Raw genomic sequence first — 23,218 nt, forward strand, 5'->3', positions numbered from 1 at the left:
GACAATCCGGCCGAATCAGTGAGTGAAAAAACAATTTACCCAAAGGGGGTTATGCCATAAACTATGGCACCGAAAGAATTCATTGTCAACAACGGCGACCATGACGGGAGACACAAAAAAATGAAATATATCGGGGCCCATGTCAGTATCAGCGGGGGCGTGGAAAATGCGCCCGTCAATGCGGCAAAGATCGGAGCAAAAGCTTTTGCCATGTTCACCCGAAACCAGCGGCGATGGTCTTCCCCTCCCCTGACCGAAAAAAATATCACCGGATTCAAGGAGCAGTGCCGTCAGCACGGATTTGACACGTCGGTCATTCTTCCCCATGACAGCTATCTCATCAATCTGGGACACCCGGACCCGGCCGGGCTGGACAAATCACGCGCCGCTTTTTTCGAGGAGATGACGCGGTGTGAACAGCTGGGCCTTTGTTATCTGAATTTTCATCCGGGCAGCCATTTGAACAAACTCTCACCTGAACAGTGCCTGGACCGCATCGCCCAATCCATCAATCTGGCCCTGGACCGGACCACGGGTGTCACGGCGGTGATTGAGAATACCGCCGGCCAGGGCACCAACCTGGGGTTTCGGTTCGATCACCTGGCCCGGATCATCGAGCAGGTCACAGACAAAACCCGGGTGGGGGTCTGCCTGGATACCTGCCACCTGCACGGGGCCGGGTATGATATCAGAACCCTTGGTGCGTTTGAAAAAACCATGGATGAATTTGACCGGATTGTGGGGATGGGGTTTCTCAAGGCCCTGCACCTGAACGACTCCAAAAAAGATTTCAACTCCCGGGTGGACCGGCACGCGAGCATCGGCCAAGGGGAGCTGGGCATGACCCCGTTTGAGTTTATCATGAACGATGCCCGGTTCGACAACATGCCCCTGGTGCTGGAGACCCCGGATGACTCTTTGTGGGAAGCGGAAATCAGGCAGCTTTATGGGCTGATCCGGTAAAAACCGAAGTATTTTTTTAAATTGGATGAAATCAGGGCTGGCATCCGGAACCAAAAGTCAGTATAAAAAAAGTTTCATCAATTTTTGTGGAGGAAGATTCAAATGAAAAAAACAGGTATGGTTGGATGGCGGGGCATGGTGGGTTCCGTGCTCATGGAACGGATGATGGCACAAAATGATTTTGAAAAGATCACCCCGGTTTTTTTCACCACCTCCCAGGCCGGACAAAAAGCCCCGGATGTGGGAAAAGAGACGTCGGCCCTGATCGATGCCCATGATATCGACGCGCTTATGGAAATGGATATCATCATCTCCTGCCAGGGGGGCGGTTATACGGAAGCCGTGCGGCCGAAGCTGGCGGAAAATGGGTGGAAAGGATTCTGGATCGATGCGGCCTCCACCCTGCGCATGGCTGATGACAGCATCATTGTGCTGGATCCCGTGAACCGGAAAGTGATCGATGAGGCTCTGGACCGGGGTATTAAAAACTATATCGGCGGCAACTGCACCGTGTCTCTGATGCTCATGGCGCTGGGCGGGCTGTTTGAAAATGATGTGGTGGAATGGCTCACCTCCATGACCTACCAGGCGGCTTCAGGTGCCGGTGCCAAAAACATGACCGAACTGGTGGCCCAGATGCGGGCCATCGGGGATGCAGCCGCCCCGATTCTGGATGATCCGGCCGCAGCGATCCTGGATCTGGATAGAAAAGTCACGGAGACGCTTCGCTCGGATACCTTTCCCACGGCCAACTGGGGGGTGCCCCTGGGGGCCAGCCTGATCCCCTGGATCGACCGGGCCATGGAAAACGGCCAGACCCGGGAAGAGTGGAAAGGGTTTGTGGAAACCAACAAGATCCTGGGCCGGTCCGATCTTCCCGTGCCCATTGACGGCCAGTGCGTGCGCATCGGATCCATGCGGTGTCACAGCCAGGCTTTTACCATCAAGTTGAAAAAAGAGGTGCCCCTGGCGGAGATCGAAGCCATGCTGGCATCCAACAACGACTGGGTCAAAGTGATTCCCAACACCAAAGATCAGACCGTCACCGAACTGACCCCGGCAGCCGTCACCGGCACCCTGACCGTGCCCGTGGGCCGGATCCGCAAGATGACCCTGGGACAAGACTATCTCACGGCGTTTTCCGTGGGAGATCAGCTGCTCTGGGGCGCGGCTGAACCGTTGCGCCGGATTCTCAATATTATATTGTAAGTGAAAAGCAGGGGCCGGACGTTGCTGTGGTGTTCGGATGCAAAAATTTTTTGACTTAAAAAAGGTCAGCATTCAGCGTCTGACCCCGGTTTTCAGGCACAGCATCAGGACAAAGGCCACCGCGGCAATCAGTATCAAAGCGGTAAATGCGGCCGTGTAATTCAAGAACCGGTCGAACATGAGCCCGGTGACAAAAGGCCCCAACGCTCCGCCCGTGGTACCGAAACATACTACAATGCCGAACAGGCCGCCGTGGGACCGGATGCCGAACAGCTCCGCCACAATGGGGGAGATGGCCGTGAAAAATCCGCCGTGGGCAATGCCGTAAATAAAGGCGAAGGCATACAGCTCCCACCGGGTATCGGCCCGGGTCAGCCAGACCAGGGCAGTGAGGAGCAGAATGAAACTGATCACCATGATGCGCTTGCTGCCCGTGCGGTCGATGAGCAGGCCTCCGGCAAACCGCCCGGCCATGGACACGGCCCCGATGGCGGCCAGGATCCCGGCAGCCCAATGGGGAGAGATGCCCATGTCCCTGGCATAGGGGACAATATGGAGCATGATGCTCATCAGGCAGAACACCACCAGCAGATTGGACAGGCACAGGAGCCACAGTTTTGGGGATTTCAGGGCCTGAGAATAGTCGATGCCGGCGGTCTGGCGCGGCCGGATTCCGGGATCTGAAAACGGGGGAACCGGAACGGCCGGTCCGGTTTGACCGGCATCGTATATATCCGGGTCCCGGTACAGGAACCGGGCAATGATCATGAGCAGGGCAAACGCACAGATGCCCAGGATAATAAAGGCGTTCTGAAATCCGGTGGCGGCAATGAGCAGACTGGCCAGGATCGGGACAGTGAACTGGCCGGCACCCGTGCCCACCTTGACAATGCCCGTCATTTTTCCCCGGTTCAACGCAAACCACCGGGCAATGGTGCTCAACGCAATGACATCCACGGCAGACAACCCGATGCCGAACACCAGGCCGAACACCAGGTACAGTTGAAGCAATGTAGATACCTGGGACATCAGGGCGAACCCTAAGCCTAAAAAGACGGCAGCAACCCGCATGAGCATCCGGGGTCCGAACCGGTCGTTGAGCCGGCCCACCAGGATGCCGAACAGACCGGCAAAGAAAAACGCAGTGGATGACGCCCCGGAAATGGCAGCCCGGGACCAGCCAAACGCGTCCATCAAAGGATTGAAAAATACCCCAAAAGAGATGTACGTGCCGATTCCGAGCGCCTGGACACTGAAGCAGGCTGCTATAATGGTTCGGCTGTATCTGTCCCGGCTTTTCCCGTGCCCGGACCTCATGCCGGGATCGCTTTTTGGATCACCCGGTCCGGCCGGCCCGTGAGGGTGGCCTGAATCACCCGCTCCATGAAGATGGGGTCACCGGACGCGGTTTTCGGGGCCGTGTCTTTGATGGACAAGGTGACCGTGCGGCAGGAGGTGCCGGCGGCCCGCCCTGAATCCCGGACTTTCGCTACCAGGGTGTCTCTGGCAAAGGCATCGGCTGCGTCAAAATCCTTGAACTGACGGGTCCCGGAAATCCCTTCCACCATGAATCCGCCCTGGTGGCCCGGGGTGATGCGGATCTGGCGGTGCACCATCACATCCGAGGTGATGGCGCCGATGGCATTGGCCACATCCGCGTCTGTCGGCAGTATTGCTTTTGCACCCAGGGTCCGGGCCGCATCCGGCAGAAAAAAACCGATGGGGGCGCCGATGCCGATCACTGGCCGCTTCAGATCGATGCGCACCTGAAAATCCGGACTGCCGCCGGCCATGAGGTTGTCGATCAATGCCTGGCACACCGGGCAGGAAGTCAATCCATCCGGATCGATCTCATCATCTAACTGTCGTTTGAGCAGCTCCAGGGTCAGGCGCCGGATCCCTTTTTCCATGAGCAGATGGATCATCTTTTCCATGTCCATGCCGGCCAGAAAAGCCATGAATCCCCCATATGTTTTTGCCGCTTTCCGGTTCCACCGGGTGAATTTTTTCTGGATATGCAGCAGGTCCGTGAAGGTCAGGCCGCACCGCTGGATGGCAAAGCGTTCCTCCAGCCGGGCCAGGGGTAACCCGGCATCCGTGAGGACCCCGGTGTGGGTGACCAGCTCTTCAATGGAATAGGGGCGCTGAGTCACCAGTGACATCACCTTTGCTTCCATGGCGGAGAGATGGGACAGGTTCACTGATCCGGTGGCCGTGATGACCTGTATTTTTTTTGTGGCCGTGGTGAACCGGTTCAGATTGTGTTTGATAAAATCCAAGGCCGCATCCGTTCCGGGCCGGTGGTCGGCCAGCCAGGCAATGGGGGCCACCCGTCCCGGCCCGATTGAAAATTCGCCTTTTTCAAAAGCGATTAAGGAATCCCCCCCCAATCCCGTGGTGCGGATGTCCAAAGCCTGGACATGGGTGCGGCGGCCTCCGACTCTGGAGCCTTTTTCATTGAGGCGCACCCGATTATTTTTCAAGGCGGCCGTGTCCGTGGTGGTGCCGCCCATGTCCACCACCAAAGCATCGGTTCTGCCGGTCAGGTGCCGGGCCCCGGCCACAGACGCAGCCGGTCCCGACAAAATGGTTTCCACGGGCCGTTTTTTGGCCATGGCTGCATCCATGAGAGTCCCGTCCCCTTTGACCACCACAATGGGGGCGGCGATATCAAACCGGTCCAGAACCTGTTCCAGGTCGGCCAGCAGGTGTTTGAGCCGGGGGATGATCCGGGCGTTGAGCATGGCCGTGACGGCCCGGGTTTCAAAATTCAGGGTGTCGGACAGTTCATGGCCGCAGCTGACAAACAGACCGGTGTGATCCTGGAGGATTTGTTTCACGGCCAGTTCATGGGCCGGGTTCACGGCCCCGGCGTAACCGGATACGGCAAAGGCGGTTACGTTCTGACGGCGGATCATGTCATCGGCGATCTGCCGGATCTGGTCCGGATCCACGGGGGTCTTTTCCCGGCCGGCAATGTCCAGCCTGCCTTTGATCACGGCTTTGGGGGAATAGGCAATGGTGTGTTCATCCAGACCCGGTGACGGCATCAGGAGCATGCCCACGGTCTGGCCTTCGTTTTCCACAATGGCGTTGGTGGCCAGGGTGGTGGACAGGGCCACCAGCGATACTTCCGCCAGCGGGTCCGGGGCCAGCTGAGTGAGCGCGTTCTCAATGCCGAGGGTGAAATCCCACTTGGTGGTCAACGCCTTGGCCTTGCACAGGGTGGAACGGTTTTCCAGGTCATATACCACGGCATCTGTGTAGGTGCCGCCGGCATCGATGCCCAGGCCGGTTTGGATTTTCAGACCCTGGTCCGTGTCCGGACGGTCGGACGGGACCACCCAGTCGGTTTCCTGTGCAGCACTGCCCGCACCCGGATCCCACACGGGACTGGCAGTGAGCGTGGATCCCACCGGGTCAAACGCAATGGTATGGCCGGGAGGGACCACCAGAATCCCGGAGGTGGATTGGGTGGCCGTCAGCATCTGGCGGATCAGACCCTGGTCTCCTTTGATCCGTTCAAACCGCCATCCATATTCATCGGCCATATCCTTTGCCATCTGCTCATATCTGGCGGCCTGACCGGACCGGGTTTCGATGAATGCGGCCCGCTGGTAGTTTTTCTGCCAGGAGTTGAGAAACGCAAAGGTCTGGTCGGCCGCTGCCCGGCCATGGGCGTTTTTCACATCCTCATACACCAGCTGGCGGTTGCCGAACCAGGCCCGGCCCCGGCGCCGGGATACGGGCTCTGCTTTTTCCTCACACCAGCCGGCAGACAGATAATAGGTACCGGGATATTTTTTGAACTGTGCCTGATAGGCAGCATCTCCTCCCAGAAACAAAGAGATACAGTCGTGGACTTTGGGAATCACCAGGGTGACATTTTGGGAATTCAGCCCCACCGTGCCTTTGCCGCAGACCCCGTACCCGATGATGATGCGGTCCGCATCTTTTTGATCGGAAATGTGATCGATGGCTTTCTGGACCTGTTGGTTGAGCTTGTGGGGATTTTCGTGCAACCCGGCTTCCAGAAATTTGTATTCCAGTGCCAAACCCATTTCCCGGGCCACCTCTTTAATATCTCTGGCCAGCACGGCACAGGATATGACATAGATCTTTTTTTTCACAATGGATTCCTTGGGGTTGTTCATTTGTCCAACCCCATAAAATAAGCCGCTGTCCAACCGGGTGTCAACTGTTTTTCTCTGGGGAGGTTGGACTTGTGCGAAACTGTGGTATTATTTCAAAAAAGAATCCCCTTTTTCAAAATTTCCTTCCTCAAACCGGGTGTACCGCAACGGGTTGTCTTTGTTCGCCAGTTTTCCCGTGACCAGGTCGGCGATCCGTTTGCCGGCTCCGGGAGACAGCATGACCCCGGCCCAGTATCCGCAGTTGAGATAAAATCCCTCCACGGTGCCGGCAGGACCGATCAATGGTTTGTCATCCGGGGTGTACACATACTGGCCCGCAGACACGTTGACGTCTTCAGCTCTCAGGTTGTCGGACACCTTTTCCAAAAACGGGTTGAGCCGGGAAACGCGATGGATCGATTCCGCGGCAAAATCCCAGTCCGTGGGCAGTTCATCCGAAGGCGGGGATTCGGGTTCATCCGGGTCCACCCAGGCGCACAAAAGCCCGCCGGCCTCCGGGCGCCAGTACCCGTGGTTCACCAGGTCCACGGTAAAGGGGGCCGATGCCGGCAAATCCGGATGGCTGGTCTTGATGTAGGCTTTCTGGCGCCGGACCGTGCGAACCGGGAGATCCAGGCCCGCCATGTTGCCGATGATCCCGGCATAGGGGCCGGCGCAGTTCACCACCACTCGGGTGGAGATAGTGCCTTTATCCGTGTCCACGGCACACACCCCGTGACTGTCGGTCTGGATGCCGGTCACTTCGGTTTTCAAGAAAAACTGCGCATTCCCGGCCCCTTTGGCAAATCCATAGGTGGCCTCATGGGTGGACAGCCATCCGTCCCGTTCATTAAAGGTCGCCCCTAACGCTTTGGGCGCCAGAAACGGAAACCGCTGGTGCAGGTCGTCTTTGCCGATGTATTCCGCACCGGTCACGCCGTTGGCATGGAACCGGTCTACGGCTTTTTTCAGGTCCGGCAGCTGGGCCTCGTCATCCGTGACAAACAGGTATCCCCGCTGGGTCACATGAATATCGATGTGGGGCAGGCCCACCACGTCTTTAAAATTTTCAAACATGTCCACACTGGTCAGGGCCAGGTCGGCCATGGGTTTTTCCGTGAACTGGGTTCTGAAGCACTCGGCACTGGCCGCCGTGGTCAGGCTGGACAGGGCATCGCGTTTTTCCACCAGAATGGTGCTCAGGCCGGCTTTGGACAGCCAGAAGGCAGTTGCGGCTCCCACAATCCCGCCGCCGATGACCACGGCATCCGATGTGATGGTGCCAAATTGTTTTGGTAGGGTGATCTCACTCATGATGTTTTTCCTTATGTTTGTGTGTCAGAATTCTGCAGGTGTTTCATGCGTTGATGGCCGTTAATTGCTGCGGATCTTTTCCATGTATCTGTCCAGGTCTTTTTTGATGCCGGGATCCATGTCCGGGGTCTTAAAATTGGCCAGCATCTCCTTGTACCTGGCATTGGCCTGCTGGTCCATGGACAGACTGCCTTTGGCGGTCCAGGCATCGAAGTTGCGGCGTTCTTCCATCAACGGCCCGTACAGCTCGGATCTGAAATACTTGAATGTGTGGCGGTGGGTCAGATATTCTCCGCCGGGGCCCACCTGGTCGATGACATCCAGAGCCAGTTTTTCGGCGGTGATCTCCTCCCCTTTTTTGATGCGGCGGCACATGCCCATCATTTCCGCATCGATCATGAATTTTTCATAGGAAGCCGTCATATACCCTTCCAGGATGCCGGCGGCGTGCAGCACAAAGTTGATGCCCGAAAGACACGCCATCTGCAGGCTCATCATGGACTCGAAACCGGCCTGGGCATCCACGGTTTTGGCATCGGTCAACGCGCCGCCGCCCCGGGACGGCAGGTTGTAAAACCGGCCCATCTGGGCCGTGGCCGCCGTGTTCACGGCCATCTCCGGGGCCCCGATGCTCAAGGTGCCGTAATGCATGGCCGTGGCGGAGGAAGAGCCGGCAAAGATCACGGGCGCCCCTTCTCTCACCAGCTGGGCCAGGCAGATCCCCGCCAGCACTTCCGCGTTCTGGACCACCAGGGTCCCTTCCATGGTCACGGGCGTGGTGGCCCCGGCAATGGACAGAGAGGAGATCAGCTGGGGCATGGCCGCCTCGGCATAGGCCATGATGCCGGCACACATTTTGTCATCAAACCCCAGGGGTGTCAGGCTGGTGAGAATGGAGACAAAGGGCGGTTTTTCTGCCATCTCTTCTCTGGAACCGAACACCATGGATGCCATGTCCAGGGTCTGCACCGCGTCCGGCCCGTTGGTGCCGGCCCCCATGAACGGTTTGTCCGAAAGCGTCATGGCTGCGTATATCCGTTCGGCATTCCGGATTTCCACGGGGATATCGTTGGGCTCCACCATCATGCCGCCCGTGATATCAAAATAGGGAATGGCACAGGCCAGTTTGGCAAAGTTCTTGAAATCCGCCAGGGTGCCGGGCCGCCGGCCATGATCCAGGCAGTTGACAAACGGAGATCCATAGCAGGGCATGAATGCGATATTGTCCCCGCCGATCACCACATTGTTTTCCGGGTTTCTGGCATACAGCGTAACCTGGGACGGGGCTTTTTTGATCTGTTTTTCTATAAACTGCCGGGTGAAAAAAACCCGGACCCCATCCACTTTGCAGCCGGCTTTTTTAAACAGGTCCAGAGCCGGTTCATACTTGAAGTTCATGCCGGTTTTCTCCAGCACGGTCATGGTGGCGTCGTGGATCTGTTCGGTTTCCTCTGACGTGAAATATTCAAAAAAAGCCATAAAATATCCTTACACAGTAAAGGTTGATAAATGATTGAAAGCCAGTCTTTTAAATTAGAACCAATCCAGCATATTTTGTGCCAGCGTATTCCAGGTTCCTGGAGATGCCTGGAAATATGGTTCATACCGGATTGTTGGGTTGAATCTTTTGCGGTCGGAACCCGCCTGGATTCTGAACAAGGCAGAGAAAGATAAAAAATTTTTTATCTTTCTTGCTTTTTTTTTCAAATTCATGCATTTCTCTAAAGAACGGGGGAAAAATCAATTAAACATCAAAAAAATTTGGTTTTCTGTGAAGGGGTTATGGAGCGGATCAATTTTGAAGATATTGATATTTACAGTGTGCTGTCTTCCATGCATGAAGGCGTGGTGATTGCGGATATCACCGGGAAAGTGATATTTTTCAATCAGACCCAGGGACAGATCGATGATATCTCGCCGGCTGATGCAACGGGAAAAAATCTGCTGGATATTTATCAGTTGACCCCGGAAACCAGCCCGATCATGCGCTGTCTGACCACGGGTGATCCCATTATCAACGAACCCATGGTCTACCGCACCCGGTTGGGCCGGGTAAGCAATATCCTGTCCAATGCATTTCCTTTGTACAAGAGTGGACAGCTTATCGGAGCGATTACATTTTCCAAGGAATATCAGTTGCTTGAAAAAGTGATTTTATCCAGAACCGTGTCAGACCGGCCGGTTGCTAAAATTTCTTCCAACGGCACCCGGTTTTCCTTTAAAGACATCATTGCCTCGGATCCTCAGATGCGGTCGGCCATCCGCATGGCAAAAATGTCGGCCGGATCTCCGTCCCCCATCATGATTTCCGGAGAAACCGGGACCGGCAAAGAGCTGTTTGCCCAATCCATTCATAATTACAGTCCCAGAAAAAAGAAACCATTTATCCCGGTCAACTGTACCGCCATCCCTGAAAACCTGCTGGAAGGGATATTGTTCGGTACCTCCAAAGGGTCTTTCACCGGTGCCATCGATAAACCCGGGTTGTTTGAACAGGCCAATGGCGGCACCATTTTTCTGGATGAGCTGGATGCCATGCCGTTGACGCTTCAGGTCAAACTGCTTCGGGTCATCCAGGAAAAAAAAGTCAGAAAACTGGGATCTCTCAAGGAGATCGATCTGGATGTGAAGATTCTGTCTTCCGTGGGGCAGCCGCCGTTAAAGATTATTCAAAGCGGTTCCCTTCGCATGGATCTTTTTTACCGCATGGGGGTGGTCTCCATCATGCTGCCGCCATTAAAAGACAGACAGGGCGATATGGAGTCCCTGATTTCGCATTTTATTTCCAAATTCAACCGGGCGTTGAGCGAAAAAGTGGAAACCATTTCCCCGGAAGTCGCCGCCCTGTTTGCCGGATATCAATGGCCGGGAAATGTCCGGGAACTCGAACATATTATTGAAGCCGCCATGAATATGGTGGACGGGACCCGGGTCATTCATCTGGCCCACCTGCCGCCCCATATTTTCAGTTTTGCAGGCAGGGATGCGCCAAAACAGTTGCCCGTGGATCCGGGACATCCGCCAGAAAACGGCACCAGCCTGATGGAAACCCAGAAATCCCATGAACAGCAGATGCTTGTGAATGCGCTGATCCGGTCCCGGGGAAATGCAGCCAGCGCGGCCCGGTCTCTTGGTATTTCTCCCCAGTCGCTTCATTACAAGTTGAAAAAATATCGCCTCAATCGAAAAGCGTATGTGGATCAGAAATCCATGTAAATTTGTCAAAATATTTGACAGTAAAACGAAAAATTTTTTAATATTTTGTCAATAATTGCCTTTGGCGGTCAGACGTGATATTTGGTTTTTAGAAAAAAAACATTAAAATTTTATCAGAAATATCAAGGTTTCCTAAATTTAATAAGGCAATCAATGGGTTTTCCGAGAAATGTCATGAATAACTGGTACATAATCTGCATGCATTAAAACCAACGTTTGGCGGGTATGCGAAAGATCGCAAACAAAAAACCTTAATTTTTGGAGGAAATCGGTATGGGTACGAAAAAAATTCTACAGGTTGTCGCGTGTTTCATGGCCATGTTGTTTTTAGCAGGGGGGGTGGCATCTGCTGCTGACAAAGTATTGCCCGTAGGGGTGCTGGGGCCGTTTACCGGGCCGTCCGCCCAGAATGGAAAAGAGTTCCAGGCTTCTGTGGAAATGGCTATGGAAGCCATTGATTACACGGTGGGCGATTACACGATTGAAGTGGTGTGGGTGGATTCACAGTCTGACCCGGCAAGAGCGGCCAGTGCCTATGCAGAAGCCGTAGAAGGCAAAGGGATTCAGGCCGGCGTGCTCAACTGGCATTCGTCTGTGGCGGTTTCGGTGATGGATGTGGCGGCCCAGTACAAAGTGCCCCATATGTTCGGTTTCGGCGCATCGGAAGTGGTGAACGAAAAATGGCAGGCTGATCCGGAAAAATACTCCTATTGGGGCGGCAAAGGCTGGCCCGTACCTGCCAAACTGGAAGGCAACTACATTGAATGCATCAATGAAGTCATTGCAAACGGCACCTGGACGCCCAAAAAGAAACTGGCGGCCATCTACGGCGAAGACACCGACTGGGGCCGCAGTGCGGGCGGGGCTTACAAGGAAGCATTGCTGGCCAGTGGCTGGGAAATTTATTCGGAAGAATATTTTCCCATCACCCAGACCGATTTTTATCCCCTGCTGTCAAAATTCAAAAGTGCCGGTGTCGAGCTGCTGGCCGGCACATCCACGGCAGCACCGTCTTTGACTGCATTTGTCAAGCAGTATGCAGAAGTCGGCAACAAAGGGGTTCTCATTGCATCCGGCCTGGGATGGATCGGCGACTGGTACAAAATGACCGGTCCGGGGTCCGACTATGTGCTGGACTCCATTCCCCAGCTGACCACACCCGAAGCCAAGCAATGGGCCAAGGATGTCAAGGCCAAATACGGGTTCAATCCCAGCCCGTCCTCAGGCGGTCTGTCCTATGACGGTATCCGCATGTTCATCAAGATTCTCAACCGGGCCTATGAAGTGTATGGAAAACTGGACAAGGAAACCATTCATAACATCATGGTGGACGAAGTCAATACGGGCAAACTCACCTACAGCAAGGCAGACGGCGCCATCATCATGAATGAATACAAATATACGCCGGAAACCATGCCGGACATGGTCGTGGGTCCGGAGGCTTATTTTTTCCCCATCCTTCAGTACAAGGCGGGAAAAGGACACATCATTTTTCCGGAAGACTGGAAACAGAAGGACTTTGAAATGAAATAACCGGCAAGAATCCTGAAAACAGAGGATTGAAACAAGTTTCAATCCTCTGTTTGTTTCAACACGACTCAAATGTAAGGAATATAACGACGTGATTGTATTGGAAACCCAGAACCTGACCAAAAAATTCGGCGGACTGACCGCCGTGAATGCCGTCTCCATGACAATCAACCAGGGAGATATCGTCGGGTTGATCGGACCCAACGGTGCCGGGAAAACCACCTTCATCAATGCGATCTCCGGCCTGAATCCGCCCACATCAGGAATGGTAAAAATGTTCGGCAAGGAGACCACGGGTCTGACACCTGAAAAAATGTGCCGTCTGGGGTTGTCCCGCACGTTCCAGATTCCCAGCCCGTTTCCCAAAATGACGGCCATTGAGAGTGTGATGACCGCCACCATTTTCGGCAATCCTGCAGGAAAGATCACAGATCCCGTGGCCCATTCCAGGGAAATGCTCGAATTCGTGGAGTTTCCCATGAAAGAAACCGTGGTGGCGGAACAGTTGAATACGGTACAGCTCAAACGCCTGGATCTGGCCAGGGCACTTGCGTCCAATCCCCGGCTGCTGTTCATGGATGAACTGGCATCCGGGCTGAGCGAAGGGGAACTCAAGGATATCATGAGAATTATCGATAAAATCAGCAAAAAAGGGATCTCCATTCTCATGATCGAACATATCATGCAGCTGATTATGGCGGTCTGCAACCGGCTTCTGTGCATTCAGTTCGGCACCAAGATTGCCGAAGGCCCTACCCAGGAAGTGGCCAATGACCCAAAAGTGACGAAAGCCTATCTGGGCGAATAAGGCAGGCAAACAATTGTAACACAATTATCAATGGAGACCTTATGCTGTTAGAAGTCAAAAACCTGAATGCCGGGTACGGATACTTGCAGATTTTGCGGGATGTCTCTTTGCAGATTGACAAAGGAGAATACGTCGGCATTGTCGGCCCCAACGGTGCCGGGAAAAGTACCACCATGAAAACCATTGCCGGACTGATTTCTCCCATGAGCGGCAGTGTGGTTTTCAATGGGGAAGATATCACCGGCCTGTCAGGTTCGGCTGTGGCAAAAAAAGGCATCTCCTTTGTATCCGAAGAGATGAACCTGTTTGTCAACATGACGGTGCAGGAAAACCTGTACATGGGGGCCTACACCATTAAAGAAAAACACCTGAAGAATGAACGTCTGGATTTCGTATTCGAGCTGTTTCCCCGCCTGGCGGAAAGAAGAAAACAGCTGGCCGGCACCATGTCCGGGGGAGAACGCAAAATGCTGGCCATCGGCCGGGGCATGATGTCCAACCCGTCTCTCATGCTGGTGGATGAACCCTCTTTCGGACTGGCCCCTCAGTTGACCACCAGTGTGTTTGCCTCTTTGGATGTGTTGATCAAAAACGGGGTGACCATTTTGCTGGTGGAACAGAATGTGACCAAAACCCTGGCCGTGACAGGCCGCGGCTATGTTTTGGAAAACGGTAAAGTCGGTCTGGAAGGCAACAGTGCGGACCTGGCGGAAAACAGCTATGTGAAAAAGGTGTTCCTGGGTGTTTAATCAGATTTTGGAGAAATAGATTCATGTCAAAACATAATATGTCAGATACACTGACCTGGTTGAAATCAGCCCCGGGTTTGTCCATTGTCATCAGTGTTGTGGTGGCCGTGGCTGCCACGATCGATGCCGGCCCCTATCTTATGGTAAACATGGTTGTTACCGGCGGAATGCTGGCCCTGGTGGCCACCGGCCTGACCCTGATGCTGGGGGTGCTGAACATTCCCATGTTCGCCCATGGGGAGTATTTTATGATCGGCTCCCTCACAGCGTACTATATATTCACCCCCATCAGTGAATTTATCCTGGAACACCCGGACTCCTGGCTGGTGACATTCGGTCCTTTCATTGCCATCCTGGGCGCTCTCATCGGCGGGGCGATTGCCGGTGCCATTTCTGAAAAACTGGTTTTCGGCCCTTTGCGCCGCCGCTCCACAGACAACTGGGTCATGAACTCTTTTCTGCTCACCGTGGGTTTGAGTGTGCTGCTCGTCAACCTGCATCAGCTCATATTCGGGGCGGATTTTAAAGGCATTGTGGGATACTGGCAGGGCATGCCCATTTCCATCGCAGGGGCGTATATTTCCCTGGACCGGGCCCTGGCGTTTATCATATCTGCCGTGATCGTGGCCCTGTTTTATCTGTTCATGACCTACACCCGCACAGGCATGGCCATCCGGGCCGTTTCCCAGGATATTACCGGGGCCGAGATCGTGGGCATTGATATTGAAAAAATTGTGTTGCTCACCATCTCTCTGGCCTGTGCTCTGGCCGCCGTGGCCGGCGGCAGCTTGTTGTTCATGTACCCCTCCTATCCAACAGTGGGGCTGGAACCCCTTTATATGGCATGGTTTGTCGTCATTCTTTCGGGCCTGGGCAATATTCTGGGGGCCGTGGCAGGTGCCTTTATGGTGGCCCTGCTCAAGGTCATTACCATGGAATATGTGGGGGCCGGCTGGGATTTTGTCGTACCATCGGCATTGATCATGCTCATTCTGATTTTTAAACCCAGCGGGATCTTCGGATCTGACGTCCGCGGTGTTCTTGATAAATAGGCACGTGATACATAGGAGACAGTATGGAACCGACAACAAATGATCTGAACATGAATCTCTTTGACAGGGTGCTTGACAGGCTGTGTCTGACCCCCATCGGACTGGCGGGCCTGATACTGCTGCTGATACTCCCGTTTATCCCGCCGTTCAACCAGGAATACATGCTGAGATGGCTGATCTACTGCGGGTTTGTGGCGGCCATGAGCGTGGGGTTTGATTTGACGGCCGGATATATCAATATCGTCAATTTCGGGTACATGGCAGTGGCCGGCACCGGGGGATACACCTCTGCCCTGCTGGTGATCAATGCCGGGTTATCCCCCTGGATCGCCATGCTGGCCGGCGGGGTGTCATCCGCCATCCTGGGGTTGATCATCGGCATGATTTCGTTGCGGCTGCGGGGCATTTTTGCGGCATGCCTGTCCTGGTTTTTCGGCCTGGCCGTCATGGGGCTGGCCATCAAGATGGTCTGGCTCACCCGAGGGCCGTTGGGGCTCAGAACCCCGCGCCTGTTCGAGACAGAATCCAACTTCCCGTTTTATTTTTTGATCATCATTCTGGTGTACCTCACATACCTGGTATGTAAATGGGTGGTGCGGTCAAAAATGGGACTGGCATTCCAGGCCATTGCCCAGAACATGGATGCCGCCCGGACATCCGGCATAGACCCTGTGTTCTACCGGGTATTCAATTTCACCATGTCCTGTGCCATCGCAGGCGTTCTGGGTGGATTCTACGCCCACTTTTACGGCATTCTGACCCCGGATATGATGCATACCTCCAAGACCGTGGAGATTCTGGCAGTGGCGTATATCGGGGGCCGGGGCAGCCTGTGGGGGGGCGCTGTGGTGGCCTTTCCATTTATTTTTCTCATGGAAATCGTGAGATCCACCCTGTCCCATCTGCCCGGCTTGAATCTGGTCATTTATGCCCTGGTCCTTATTCTGGTGATGATCTATTACCCGGGCGGGTTTTCCTATTTTTACGACACCCATATCCGGCAGCCCAAAAACCGGGCGCTGCGGTATTTTTTAAATGGTAGAGAAGCAAAAGTATAGTGTACCAAAAAACAAAGGAGAGTGAAAACCAATGAAAACCAATGCAAGAGCAGTCGTGATCGGTGGCGGCGTCATCGGTGTATCCGTGGCGTATCACCTGGCAAAATATGGATGGAAAGATGATGTGGTGCTCCTGGAAAAACATGAGTTGACTTCCGGTTCCACCTGGATGGCGGCAGGAAATGTATCATTTTTCCATGGCAACTATTACGGTACCCAGGTGAACATGAAAAGTATCGAGATCTACAAGGAGCTGGAAAAAGCGACGGGTCAGCCGGCCGGCTGGCACACCACGGGCTCCATCCGCACGGCAGACAACCCGGGCCGGATGGATGAACTGGGGTATGCCTATTCCATGCACCAGTGTCTGGGTCTGGATGTGTCTTACGTCACGCCCGAGGAAATGAAAAAACTGCATCCCTACATGGAAATTGACGGGTTGATCGGTGGGTTGTACTGGCCGGATGACGGGGATGTGGATCCCAACTCCGTGACCCAGGCCATGGCCAAGGGGGCAAGGCAGAACGGGGTGGAGTTTAATTTGCACACCCGGGTCACCGGCATCTACCAGAAATCCAACGGTGAATGGGTGGTAAAAACCGATAAAGGCGACATCACCTGTGAACACGTGGTGAATGCCGCCGGGCTGTGGGCCCCGGAAGTGGCGAAGATGGTGGGACTGGAAATTCCCTCCATTGCCATTGCCCATACCCATATTCTGTATGAAAAAATTCAGGCCATTGACGAGGCCGAAGGATACCTGCCCCTGGTGCGGGACCCGGACAAATCCATCTACCTGCGCCAGGAAATGGATTCCCTGATTCTGGGGATGTATGAAGCCAACGGCCAGCAGTGGAAACGCAATGGTGTGCCCTGGGATTATGCCCAGGAGGAACTGAATCCGGATCTGGACAACATTGCCGACTGCATTCAGGCTGGTATCGACCGGTTTCCCATTCTGGGGGACACCGGGTTCAAGCACATCACCGCCGGTCCCATCACCTACACCCCCAACGGCGAACCCCTGGTGGGACCGGCCGCACCGTTGAAAAACTTTTATCATGCCTGCGGATACAGCTTCGGCATCACCCAGGCAGGGGGCATCGGTCATTACCTGGCCGGCTGGATCATGAACGGCGAGCCGGAAATCGATCTGTGGCCCATGGATTCAAGGCGGTATGGTTCTTTTGCCAACTGGGCCTACAACACGGAAAAGATCGCGGACACGTATGCGCGCCTGTATGCCACCATCTATCCCAATGAGTTCCGGGATGCGGCCCGTCCCAACCGGACCTCGCCTATCTATGAATACCAGAAACAGGCCAATGCCGTGTTCGGTGACTACTACGGCTGGGAATGCCCCAACTATTTTCCGCCCAAAGGAGAAGACGGGTATGAAGAACCCAACTGGAGACGGTCCAACGCGTTCAAGCATGTGGGAGCAGAATGCAAGCATGTGATGGAAAAAGTGGGCATCATCGATCTGACCCGGTTTGCCAAAACAAAGATTTCCGGACCCGGTGCCAAAGCCTGGCTCAACCACATGACCTGCCAGAAGGTACCTGAAAAAGACGGCCGCATTGCCCTGAGCCCCATGCTGGACCATAACGGAAATTTTAAGACGGACATGACCGTGAGCCGGGTCAATGAAAACGAGTTTTTCTGTGTGACCGCCTCTGTGGGAAAAAAGCACGACCAGCACTGGATGATCGAAAACCTGCCCGCAGACGGGTCTGTGTGCATGGAAGATCTGACCTATCAGATGGGATGTCTGGTTCTGGTGGGACCCAAATCCCGGGACGTGCTCGCCAAAGTGGCGTACGATGATGTGTCCAACGAGGTGTTCAAGTTCGGCACCTCCAAAGAGATTTTTGTGGGCCGGACCAAATGCCGGGTGAACCGCATGAATTATGTGGGGGAACTGGGGTTTGAGATTTTTCATCCCATTGAGCACCAGATCACGTTGTACCAAGACCTCATGAACGCGGGTGCGGATTTTGACATCCGGCTCATCGGCATGCATGCCATGGATTCCATGCGCCTGGAAAAAGGCTATCTGGCCTGGAAGAGTGAGATGAACGTGCATCACACCCCCCTGGAAACCAATGTGGCCTGGACCGTGAAAATGGACAAGGAGTTCATCGGTAAAACAGGCCTGGAAAAACAGAAAAATCAAGGCATTCCCCGGAAACTGGTGTGCCTGGTGGTGGATGTCAAGGATTCGGATGCGTTCGGGTACAACCCGATTTTCGCCGGAGAAGAGCGGGTCGGCATGACCTCGTCCGGTGGGTACGGCCACCGGGTGGAAAAAAGCATTGCCCTGGGCTATGTGCCGCCGGAGCACGCCAAAGAGGGAACCCGGCTGGGTGTGGAGATCCTGGGCCGCAAACGCAGCGCCGTTGTAGCAGCCATGCCTTTGTATGATCCCAAAAACGAAAAAATGAAAAGCTAACATCGATAGTTTGAGGTTTAAGATATGAAAATCTGTGTGTGTGTAAAACATGTGCCGGACACGGCCGCTACCATCAAAATTGAGGGAGACACCGGATTCAAGGATTCGGAAATCAAGTTTGTGGTCAACCCGTATGATGAATACGGGATTGAAGAAGCGGTCAAACTGGTGGAGAAAAACGGCGGTGAGGTGGTGATCGTTACTGTGGGTAAACCCGAGGCGGATGCCACCATCCGGTCGGGCCTGGCCATGGGCGCGGAAAGAGGCATCCTGGTGACCACGGACGGCCAGTTCCTGGATGCAACCCTGACGGCCAAAGCCCTGAAAGCGGCCATGGAAAAGGACGGACTCCCGGATCTCATTTTCACGGGCAAGGGGTCCGTGGATACGGAAACCTTTCAGACCCAGTACCGGCTGGCCGGATACCTGGGCCTGCCCGTGGTCAATGAGGTGAGCAAACTGACCGTGGACGGCGGCAAAGCCGTGGCGGAACTGGAAGTGGGCGGCGGTGACAAGCAGGTGATCGAAATGAACCTGCCCTGTGTGATCGGTGCCACCAAAGGCTTGAATGAGCCCAGATATCCCAAATTTCCGGATATCATGAAAGCCAAGAAAAAGAAAATTGATCAGATGAGCCTGGCGGATCTGGGAATCGATGCTGCGGCCGGTGCCGTGACCCTGGAAAAACTGGAGCCCGTGCCGGAAAGATCCGGCGCTAAAATGATTGAAGGATCCGTGGAAGAACAGGTCACTGAATTGATCCGGGTTCTCAAGGAAGATGAAAAGGTTTTATAAAACAAGGAGAGTGTTGTTATGGCCAGGACTGGCATATTAATCGAAACTGAAAACGGCGCGGTCAAAGACACCTCTTTGGGGGTGATGACCGCTGCAAAAGGCCAGGAAATCATTGCGCTGGTAACCGATGCCGACCCGGCAGGCCTGAAGGATAAACTGGCGGAATTCGGGGCGGCAAAAATAGTCAAACTGGCGGCATCCGGCGGTGATATCACTGCCGGCCCGGACCTGCTGGCCGGGGTACTGGCTGCGGCTGTCAAGGAATATGATCTGACCGCGCTGCTGGGAACGGCATCTGTTGCAGGCAAGGATCTGTTCGCACGCCTTGCAGCAGCCATGGACCTGCCTCTGGTGTCGGACTGTGTGGCCCTGGATGTTGAGGCGAAAACCGCCAAAAAATCCCATTTTTCCGGTAAGACCTTTGCCACCCTCAAGGTGGATGCTGCGGTGTTTCTGGCCACGGTACGGCCCAATGCCATTGAGGCGGAACCGGCCCCGGCCGCCGGAGAAACCGCAGAGTTCACAGCCGATGTGGCTGATCCCGGCAAAGTGGTGATCAAAGAGGTGAAAAAGGGAGATGCCGATAAGATCGATCTTACTGAAGCACCCATCATCATTACGGGGGGCCGGGCCATCAAAGCCGCGGAAAATTACAAGATGCTGGAAGCCTGTGCCGCCAAAATCGGTGCGGCTGTGGGCGCTTCCCGGGCTGCCGTGGATGCGGGGTATGCGCCCCATTCCATGCAGGTGGGCCAGACCGGAAAAACTGTGTCTCCGAGGCTGTATATTGCCTGCGGGGTATCCGGCGCAGTGCAGCATTTTGCCGGCATGAAAACCTCCAAGGTGATCGTGGCCATCAACGAGGACAAGGATGCGCCGATTTTTGCCAAATGCGACTACGGCATTGTGGGAGACATCTTTGAGGTGGTCCCTGTATTGACCGAAAAGTTATGATCTGATATCTGAAACGCCGGGGTCTTGAAAAAGACCCCGGCGTTTTTGTCAGGGGTCAGTTGCCGGAAGGCCGGGGCATTCAACCAATCAACAGAAGAGGAAACGTCATGAAGATACTTGTTGCCTACGACAAGAACACATCGACTTCCAAGGTGCTTGACAAAGCCTTGAAGCGGGCCAAAGAATCCAAAGCCTATGTGTATCTGATCAGAACCTGTGATTCAGATACCAGGGAACGGGAGATCCGGGAACTGGAACATCGCCTCAATGAAATCCGGGAGGAAGTGTTCCAGAAACACGGCATTGAAAGTGAGGTGCATATCCTGATCCGGGGACTGGCACCCGGAGAGGATATTGTCCAGTATGCCTACGAACAAGATGTGGATGAGATCATCATCGGGCTTAAAAAACGGTCCAAGGTGGAAAAGATGGTATTCGGGTCCACAGCCCAGTATGTCATTTTAGAGGCCCATTGCCCGGTGCTGACCGTAAAATAAAAATGACCGCTGTTCAACAATCATACGGATCTTGAAAATGGTACGGTTGGATTAACCATAAATTAAGAAAAGGGGAGTTGTTTTTATGAGAGACAGGTTTGATACCGATTATCAAGTCGGTCAGGACAATATAAAAAAATGGGGAATGGATGTTCACCCTGTTTTTTTTATTGTGGCCTCAATTGTTGTTGTTTTTATTATTTTAACCTTGTGGAACCCGGTGGAAGCCAAAAAAGTGTTTGACGGCTCCAAATCATGGACCATAGAAAATTTTGACTGGTTTTTCATGATTTCCGGGAACCTGTTCGTGCTTTACTGTCTGGCCCTGATTGTGCTGCCACACGGCAAAATGCGCCTGGGCGGCCCGGATGCGAGACCTGAATTCAGCCGAATGTCCTGGTTTGCCATGCTGTTTGCCGCCGGCATGGGCATTGGTCTGTGTTTCTGGAGTGTGGCCGAACCCGTGGCCTATTACACGGACTGGTGGGGTACGCCGTTGAACATACCGCCCAATACGCCGGAAGCGGCCCGGGCTGCCATGGGCGCCACCCTGTTTCACTGGGGAATCCATCCCTGGGCCATTTATGCGGTCACAGCCCTGGCTTTAGGGTTCTGTGCCTTTAACAAAGGGCTTCCCCTGACCATCCGTTCCACGTTTTTCCCGCTTCTGGGCGAAAAAACCTGGGGATGGCCCGGTCATATCGTGGACATCATTGCCGTCATTGCCACCATTTTCGGTCTGGCCACGTCTCTGGGGTTCGGGGCCCAGCAGGCGGCATCCGGGCTGCATTTTCTGTTCGGGTTTGAGAACACCCTGGGTCTGCAGCTGATCATCATTGCCGTGGTCACGGGTGTGGCCCTGTTTTCCGTGTACAGAGGACTTCACGGCGGTGTCAAGCTGCTGAGCAATATCAATATGGTCCTGGCGGTCATTCTGCTGGTGTTGGTGATTGTGACGGGTGCGACACTGCATGTTTTTGCAGGATTGTTCAAAAACACCGTTTCGTACGCGGAATGGATCATTCCTTTGAGCAACTGGATCGGCCGGCCGGATGAAAAATTCTACAAAGGCTGGACCGTGTTCTACTGGGCCTGGTGGATTTCCTGGGCACCGTTTGTGGGCATGTTCATCGCCCGTATTTCCAAAGGCCGCACCATCCGTGAATTCATCACCGCCGTGTTGTTGGTGCCCACAGTGGTCACCATCGTCTGGATGACGGCATTCGGGAGTAATGCCCTGTACCAGATCCAGAACGGCATTGGTCAGCTGGCGGAAAAAGGCCTGGGAGAAGTGTCTCTGGCCATGTTCCAGATGCTGGAAAACCTGCCTTTGACCGGGATCTCCTCGTTTCTGGGGATCTGTCTGGTGCTGATTTTCTTTGTCACCTCATCCGACTCCGGTTCCCTGGTGGTGGATTCCATCACTGCGGGCGGTAAAATGGATGCCCCCCGGTTCCAGCGGATGTTCTGGGCCACACTTCAGGGCCTGATTGCCGCCTGCCTGCTGGTGGGAGGCGGTTCGGACGCTCTGGGCGCCATTCAGGCGGTGGCCGTGACCGTGGGACTGCCGTTTACCGTGATCATGATTGTCATGATGGTCAGCCTGTATCTGGGCCTGCAGGGTGATTACAAAAATTATAAATTTTAAATCATTTAATATCTGATAGCAGATTTCTGAATGCAGCCCCTGTGAGCCTGTTTTTATGACAGATTTACAGGGGCTGCATTGGTTTTTAAGTATTGAAAAATATGTTTGTGGATATGTGGAAGGTCTTTTTCTTTTGGGCGGGGTGAGTGCCCTGGTATCCCGGCAGATCACTCCCTGGTGCTGCTGCCATTGCTGCCCAATAAGGGATATGGCCCCTGGGAAGCCCTGAACCCCTACTGGACCTGGTGGATGGTGGTGCTGATTTCCGGCATCTATGCACTTTCCGTGGTATCGGGTCTGATCGATGTGGATGCCATCGCCCTTTCTCTGTCCCGGGCCGCCAGACAGCACGGGTGCTTCTATAAATACGAGTTCTGAATTTTGATATCACAAACCCTTAGGAAGGGGGATGCTGCAGCAGATCGGCAACCGTGATGTTATCCAGGCATTCGAACATGGCCTGGCTGGCCTCCACCCACACCCATCGGGACAGACAGTCCCCTGCCTGGTTACAGATGCCGCACTGGCGGGCATCTGTTTCCGCACAATCCGTAATGGCCGTGCTTTCTTCCAGTGTGCGCACAATATCGCCCACTCTAATGTCGGATGGCGATTTGGCCAGGGAATGGCCGCCGTGGGGTCCCCGCTGACTTTTGATCATTCCGGCCTGCTTGAGTTTCCGGACCAGTTGTTCCAGATATTTGATGGAGATGTTCTGTCTCCGGGCGACCTCGCTGAGGGGAACGGATTTTTTTTTGCCGTATAAGGCCAGATCAATGACCAGACGGGTCCCGTAACGGCTTTTGGTGGTGAGTCTCATTCAGACATCATACCTTTTTT

The 23,218-nt window shown here is 54.3% G+C and carries 19 protein-coding genes; 14 read left to right on the plus strand and 5 right to left on the minus strand.

Annotated features, from left to right (window positions below):
• The first annotated feature begins 63 nt into the window (after window positions 1–63).
• A complete protein-coding gene (gene nfo / locus DPO_RS04090) occupies window positions 64–963 on the plus strand; it encodes a deoxyribonuclease IV (RefSeq protein WP_006964444.1) in 900 nt (299 codons plus the stop codon).
• 102 nt (window positions 964–1,065) lie between these two features.
• Complete coding sequence (gene asd / locus DPO_RS04095) at window positions 1,066–2,172, plus strand: aspartate-semialdehyde dehydrogenase (RefSeq protein WP_006964445.1); 1,107 nt, start codon at window positions 1,066–1,068, stop codon at window positions 2,170–2,172.
• A gap of 72 nt (window positions 2,173–2,244) precedes the next feature.
• Here the strand turns inward: asd and DPO_RS04100 are convergent, their stop codons facing one another.
• The 4 genes from DPO_RS04100 to DPO_RS04115 all read right to left on the minus strand — a co-directional run bounded on the left by DPO_RS04100 (window position 2,245) and on the right by DPO_RS04115 (window position 9,098).
• The gene (locus DPO_RS04100) at window positions 2,245–3,489 is read right to left on the minus strand and encodes an MFS transporter (RefSeq protein WP_006964446.1); all 1,245 of its coding nucleotides are present in this window, start codon (window positions 3,487–3,489) and stop codon (window positions 2,245–2,247) included.
• Entirely contained in the window at window positions 3,486–6,326 is a 2,841-nt protein-coding gene (locus DPO_RS04105; protein ID WP_006964447.1) for a DUF1638 domain-containing protein, read from the minus strand. The genes DPO_RS04100 and DPO_RS04105 overlap by 4 nt, the downstream gene beginning before the upstream one ends.
• Before the next feature lie 87 nt (window positions 6,327–6,413).
• Entirely contained in the window at window positions 6,414–7,619 is a 1,206-nt protein-coding gene (locus DPO_RS04110) for an NAD(P)/FAD-dependent oxidoreductase (RefSeq protein ID WP_006964448.1), read from the minus strand.
• Window positions 7,620–7,679: 60 nt separating this feature from the next.
• Window positions 7,680–9,098 carry a trimethylamine methyltransferase family protein gene (locus DPO_RS04115; protein WP_006964449.1) on the minus strand — a complete coding sequence of 473 codons (1,419 nt, stop codon included), beginning with the start codon at window positions 9,096–9,098 and terminating at the stop codon, window positions 7,680–7,682.
• Window positions 9,099–9,401: 303 nt separating this feature from the next.
• Here DPO_RS04115 and DPO_RS04125 point away from each other — a divergent pair, with 303 nt between their 5' ends.
• The 12 genes from DPO_RS04125 (at window position 9,402) to DPO_RS04180 (ending at window position 22,756) form a co-directional block, all read left to right on the plus strand.
• Window positions 9,402–10,835, plus strand: coding sequence for a sigma-54 interaction domain-containing protein (locus tag DPO_RS04125; protein ID WP_006964450.1), 1,434 nt, complete (start codon window positions 9,402–9,404; stop codon window positions 10,833–10,835).
• A gap of 273 nt (window positions 10,836–11,108) precedes the next feature.
• Complete coding sequence (locus DPO_RS04130; RefSeq protein WP_006964451.1) at window positions 11,109–12,368, plus strand: ABC transporter substrate-binding protein; 1,260 nt, start codon at window positions 11,109–11,111, stop codon at window positions 12,366–12,368.
• Between the two features lie 88 nt (window positions 12,369–12,456).
• Window positions 12,457–13,173 carry an ABC transporter ATP-binding protein gene (locus DPO_RS04135; RefSeq protein WP_006964452.1) on the plus strand — a complete coding sequence of 239 codons (717 nt, stop codon included), beginning with the start codon at window positions 12,457–12,459 and terminating at the stop codon, window positions 13,171–13,173.
• A 41-nt stretch (window positions 13,174–13,214) separates the two neighbouring features.
• Window positions 13,215–13,922 (plus strand): ABC transporter ATP-binding protein, encoded by a 708-nt coding sequence (locus DPO_RS04140; protein ID WP_006964453.1) that lies wholly within the window; start codon window positions 13,215–13,217, stop codon window positions 13,920–13,922.
• Window positions 13,923–13,945: 23 nt separating this feature from the next.
• Window positions 13,946–14,974 (plus strand): branched-chain amino acid ABC transporter permease, encoded by a 1,029-nt coding sequence (locus DPO_RS04145; protein ID WP_006964454.1) that lies wholly within the window; start codon window positions 13,946–13,948, stop codon window positions 14,972–14,974.
• A gap of 23 nt (window positions 14,975–14,997) precedes the next feature.
• Entirely contained in the window at window positions 14,998–16,032 is a 1,035-nt protein-coding gene (locus DPO_RS04150) for a branched-chain amino acid ABC transporter permease (RefSeq protein WP_006964455.1), read from the plus strand.
• Window positions 16,033–16,063: 31 nt separating this feature from the next.
• Entirely contained in the window at window positions 16,064–18,484 is a 2,421-nt protein-coding gene (locus tag DPO_RS04155) for a GcvT family protein (RefSeq protein WP_006964456.1), read from the plus strand.
• A 24-nt stretch (window positions 18,485–18,508) separates the two neighbouring features.
• Window positions 18,509–19,279, plus strand: coding sequence for an electron transfer flavoprotein subunit beta/FixA family protein (locus DPO_RS04160; RefSeq protein WP_006964457.1), 771 nt, complete (start codon window positions 18,509–18,511; stop codon window positions 19,277–19,279).
• An 18-nt stretch (window positions 19,280–19,297) separates the two neighbouring features.
• On the plus strand, window positions 19,298–20,233 hold the full coding sequence (locus tag DPO_RS04165; protein ID WP_006964458.1) for an electron transfer flavoprotein subunit alpha/FixB family protein: 936 nt from the start codon (window positions 19,298–19,300) through the stop codon (window positions 20,231–20,233).
• Window positions 20,234–20,340: 107 nt separating this feature from the next.
• Window positions 20,341–20,730 (plus strand): universal stress protein, encoded by a 390-nt coding sequence (locus DPO_RS04170; protein WP_006964459.1) that lies wholly within the window; start codon window positions 20,341–20,343, stop codon window positions 20,728–20,730.
• 85 nt (window positions 20,731–20,815) lie between these two features.
• Window positions 20,816–22,378: a BCCT family transporter gene (locus DPO_RS04175; protein ID WP_006964461.1), complete on the plus strand. Its 1,563-nt coding sequence runs from the start codon at window positions 20,816–20,818 to the stop codon at window positions 22,376–22,378.
• A 177-nt stretch (window positions 22,379–22,555) separates the two neighbouring features.
• Window positions 22,556–22,756, plus strand: a complete 201-nt coding sequence (locus tag DPO_RS04180) for a hypothetical protein (RefSeq protein ID WP_169432911.1) — start codon at window positions 22,556–22,558, stop codon at window positions 22,754–22,756.
• 19 nt (window positions 22,757–22,775) lie between these two features.
• Here the strand turns inward: DPO_RS04180 and DPO_RS04185 are convergent, their stop codons facing one another.
• Window positions 22,776–23,198 carry an RrF2 family transcriptional regulator gene (locus DPO_RS04185; RefSeq protein ID WP_006964463.1) on the minus strand — a complete coding sequence of 141 codons (423 nt, stop codon included), beginning with the start codon at window positions 23,196–23,198 and terminating at the stop codon, window positions 22,776–22,778.
• Window positions 23,199–23,218 lie beyond the last annotated feature (20 nt).

The sequence above is a fragment of the Desulfotignum phosphitoxidans DSM 13687 genome (assembly GCF_000350545.1).
GTDB classification, from domain to species: Bacteria; Desulfobacterota; Desulfobacteria; order Desulfobacterales; family Desulfobacteraceae; genus Desulfotignum; species Desulfotignum phosphitoxidans.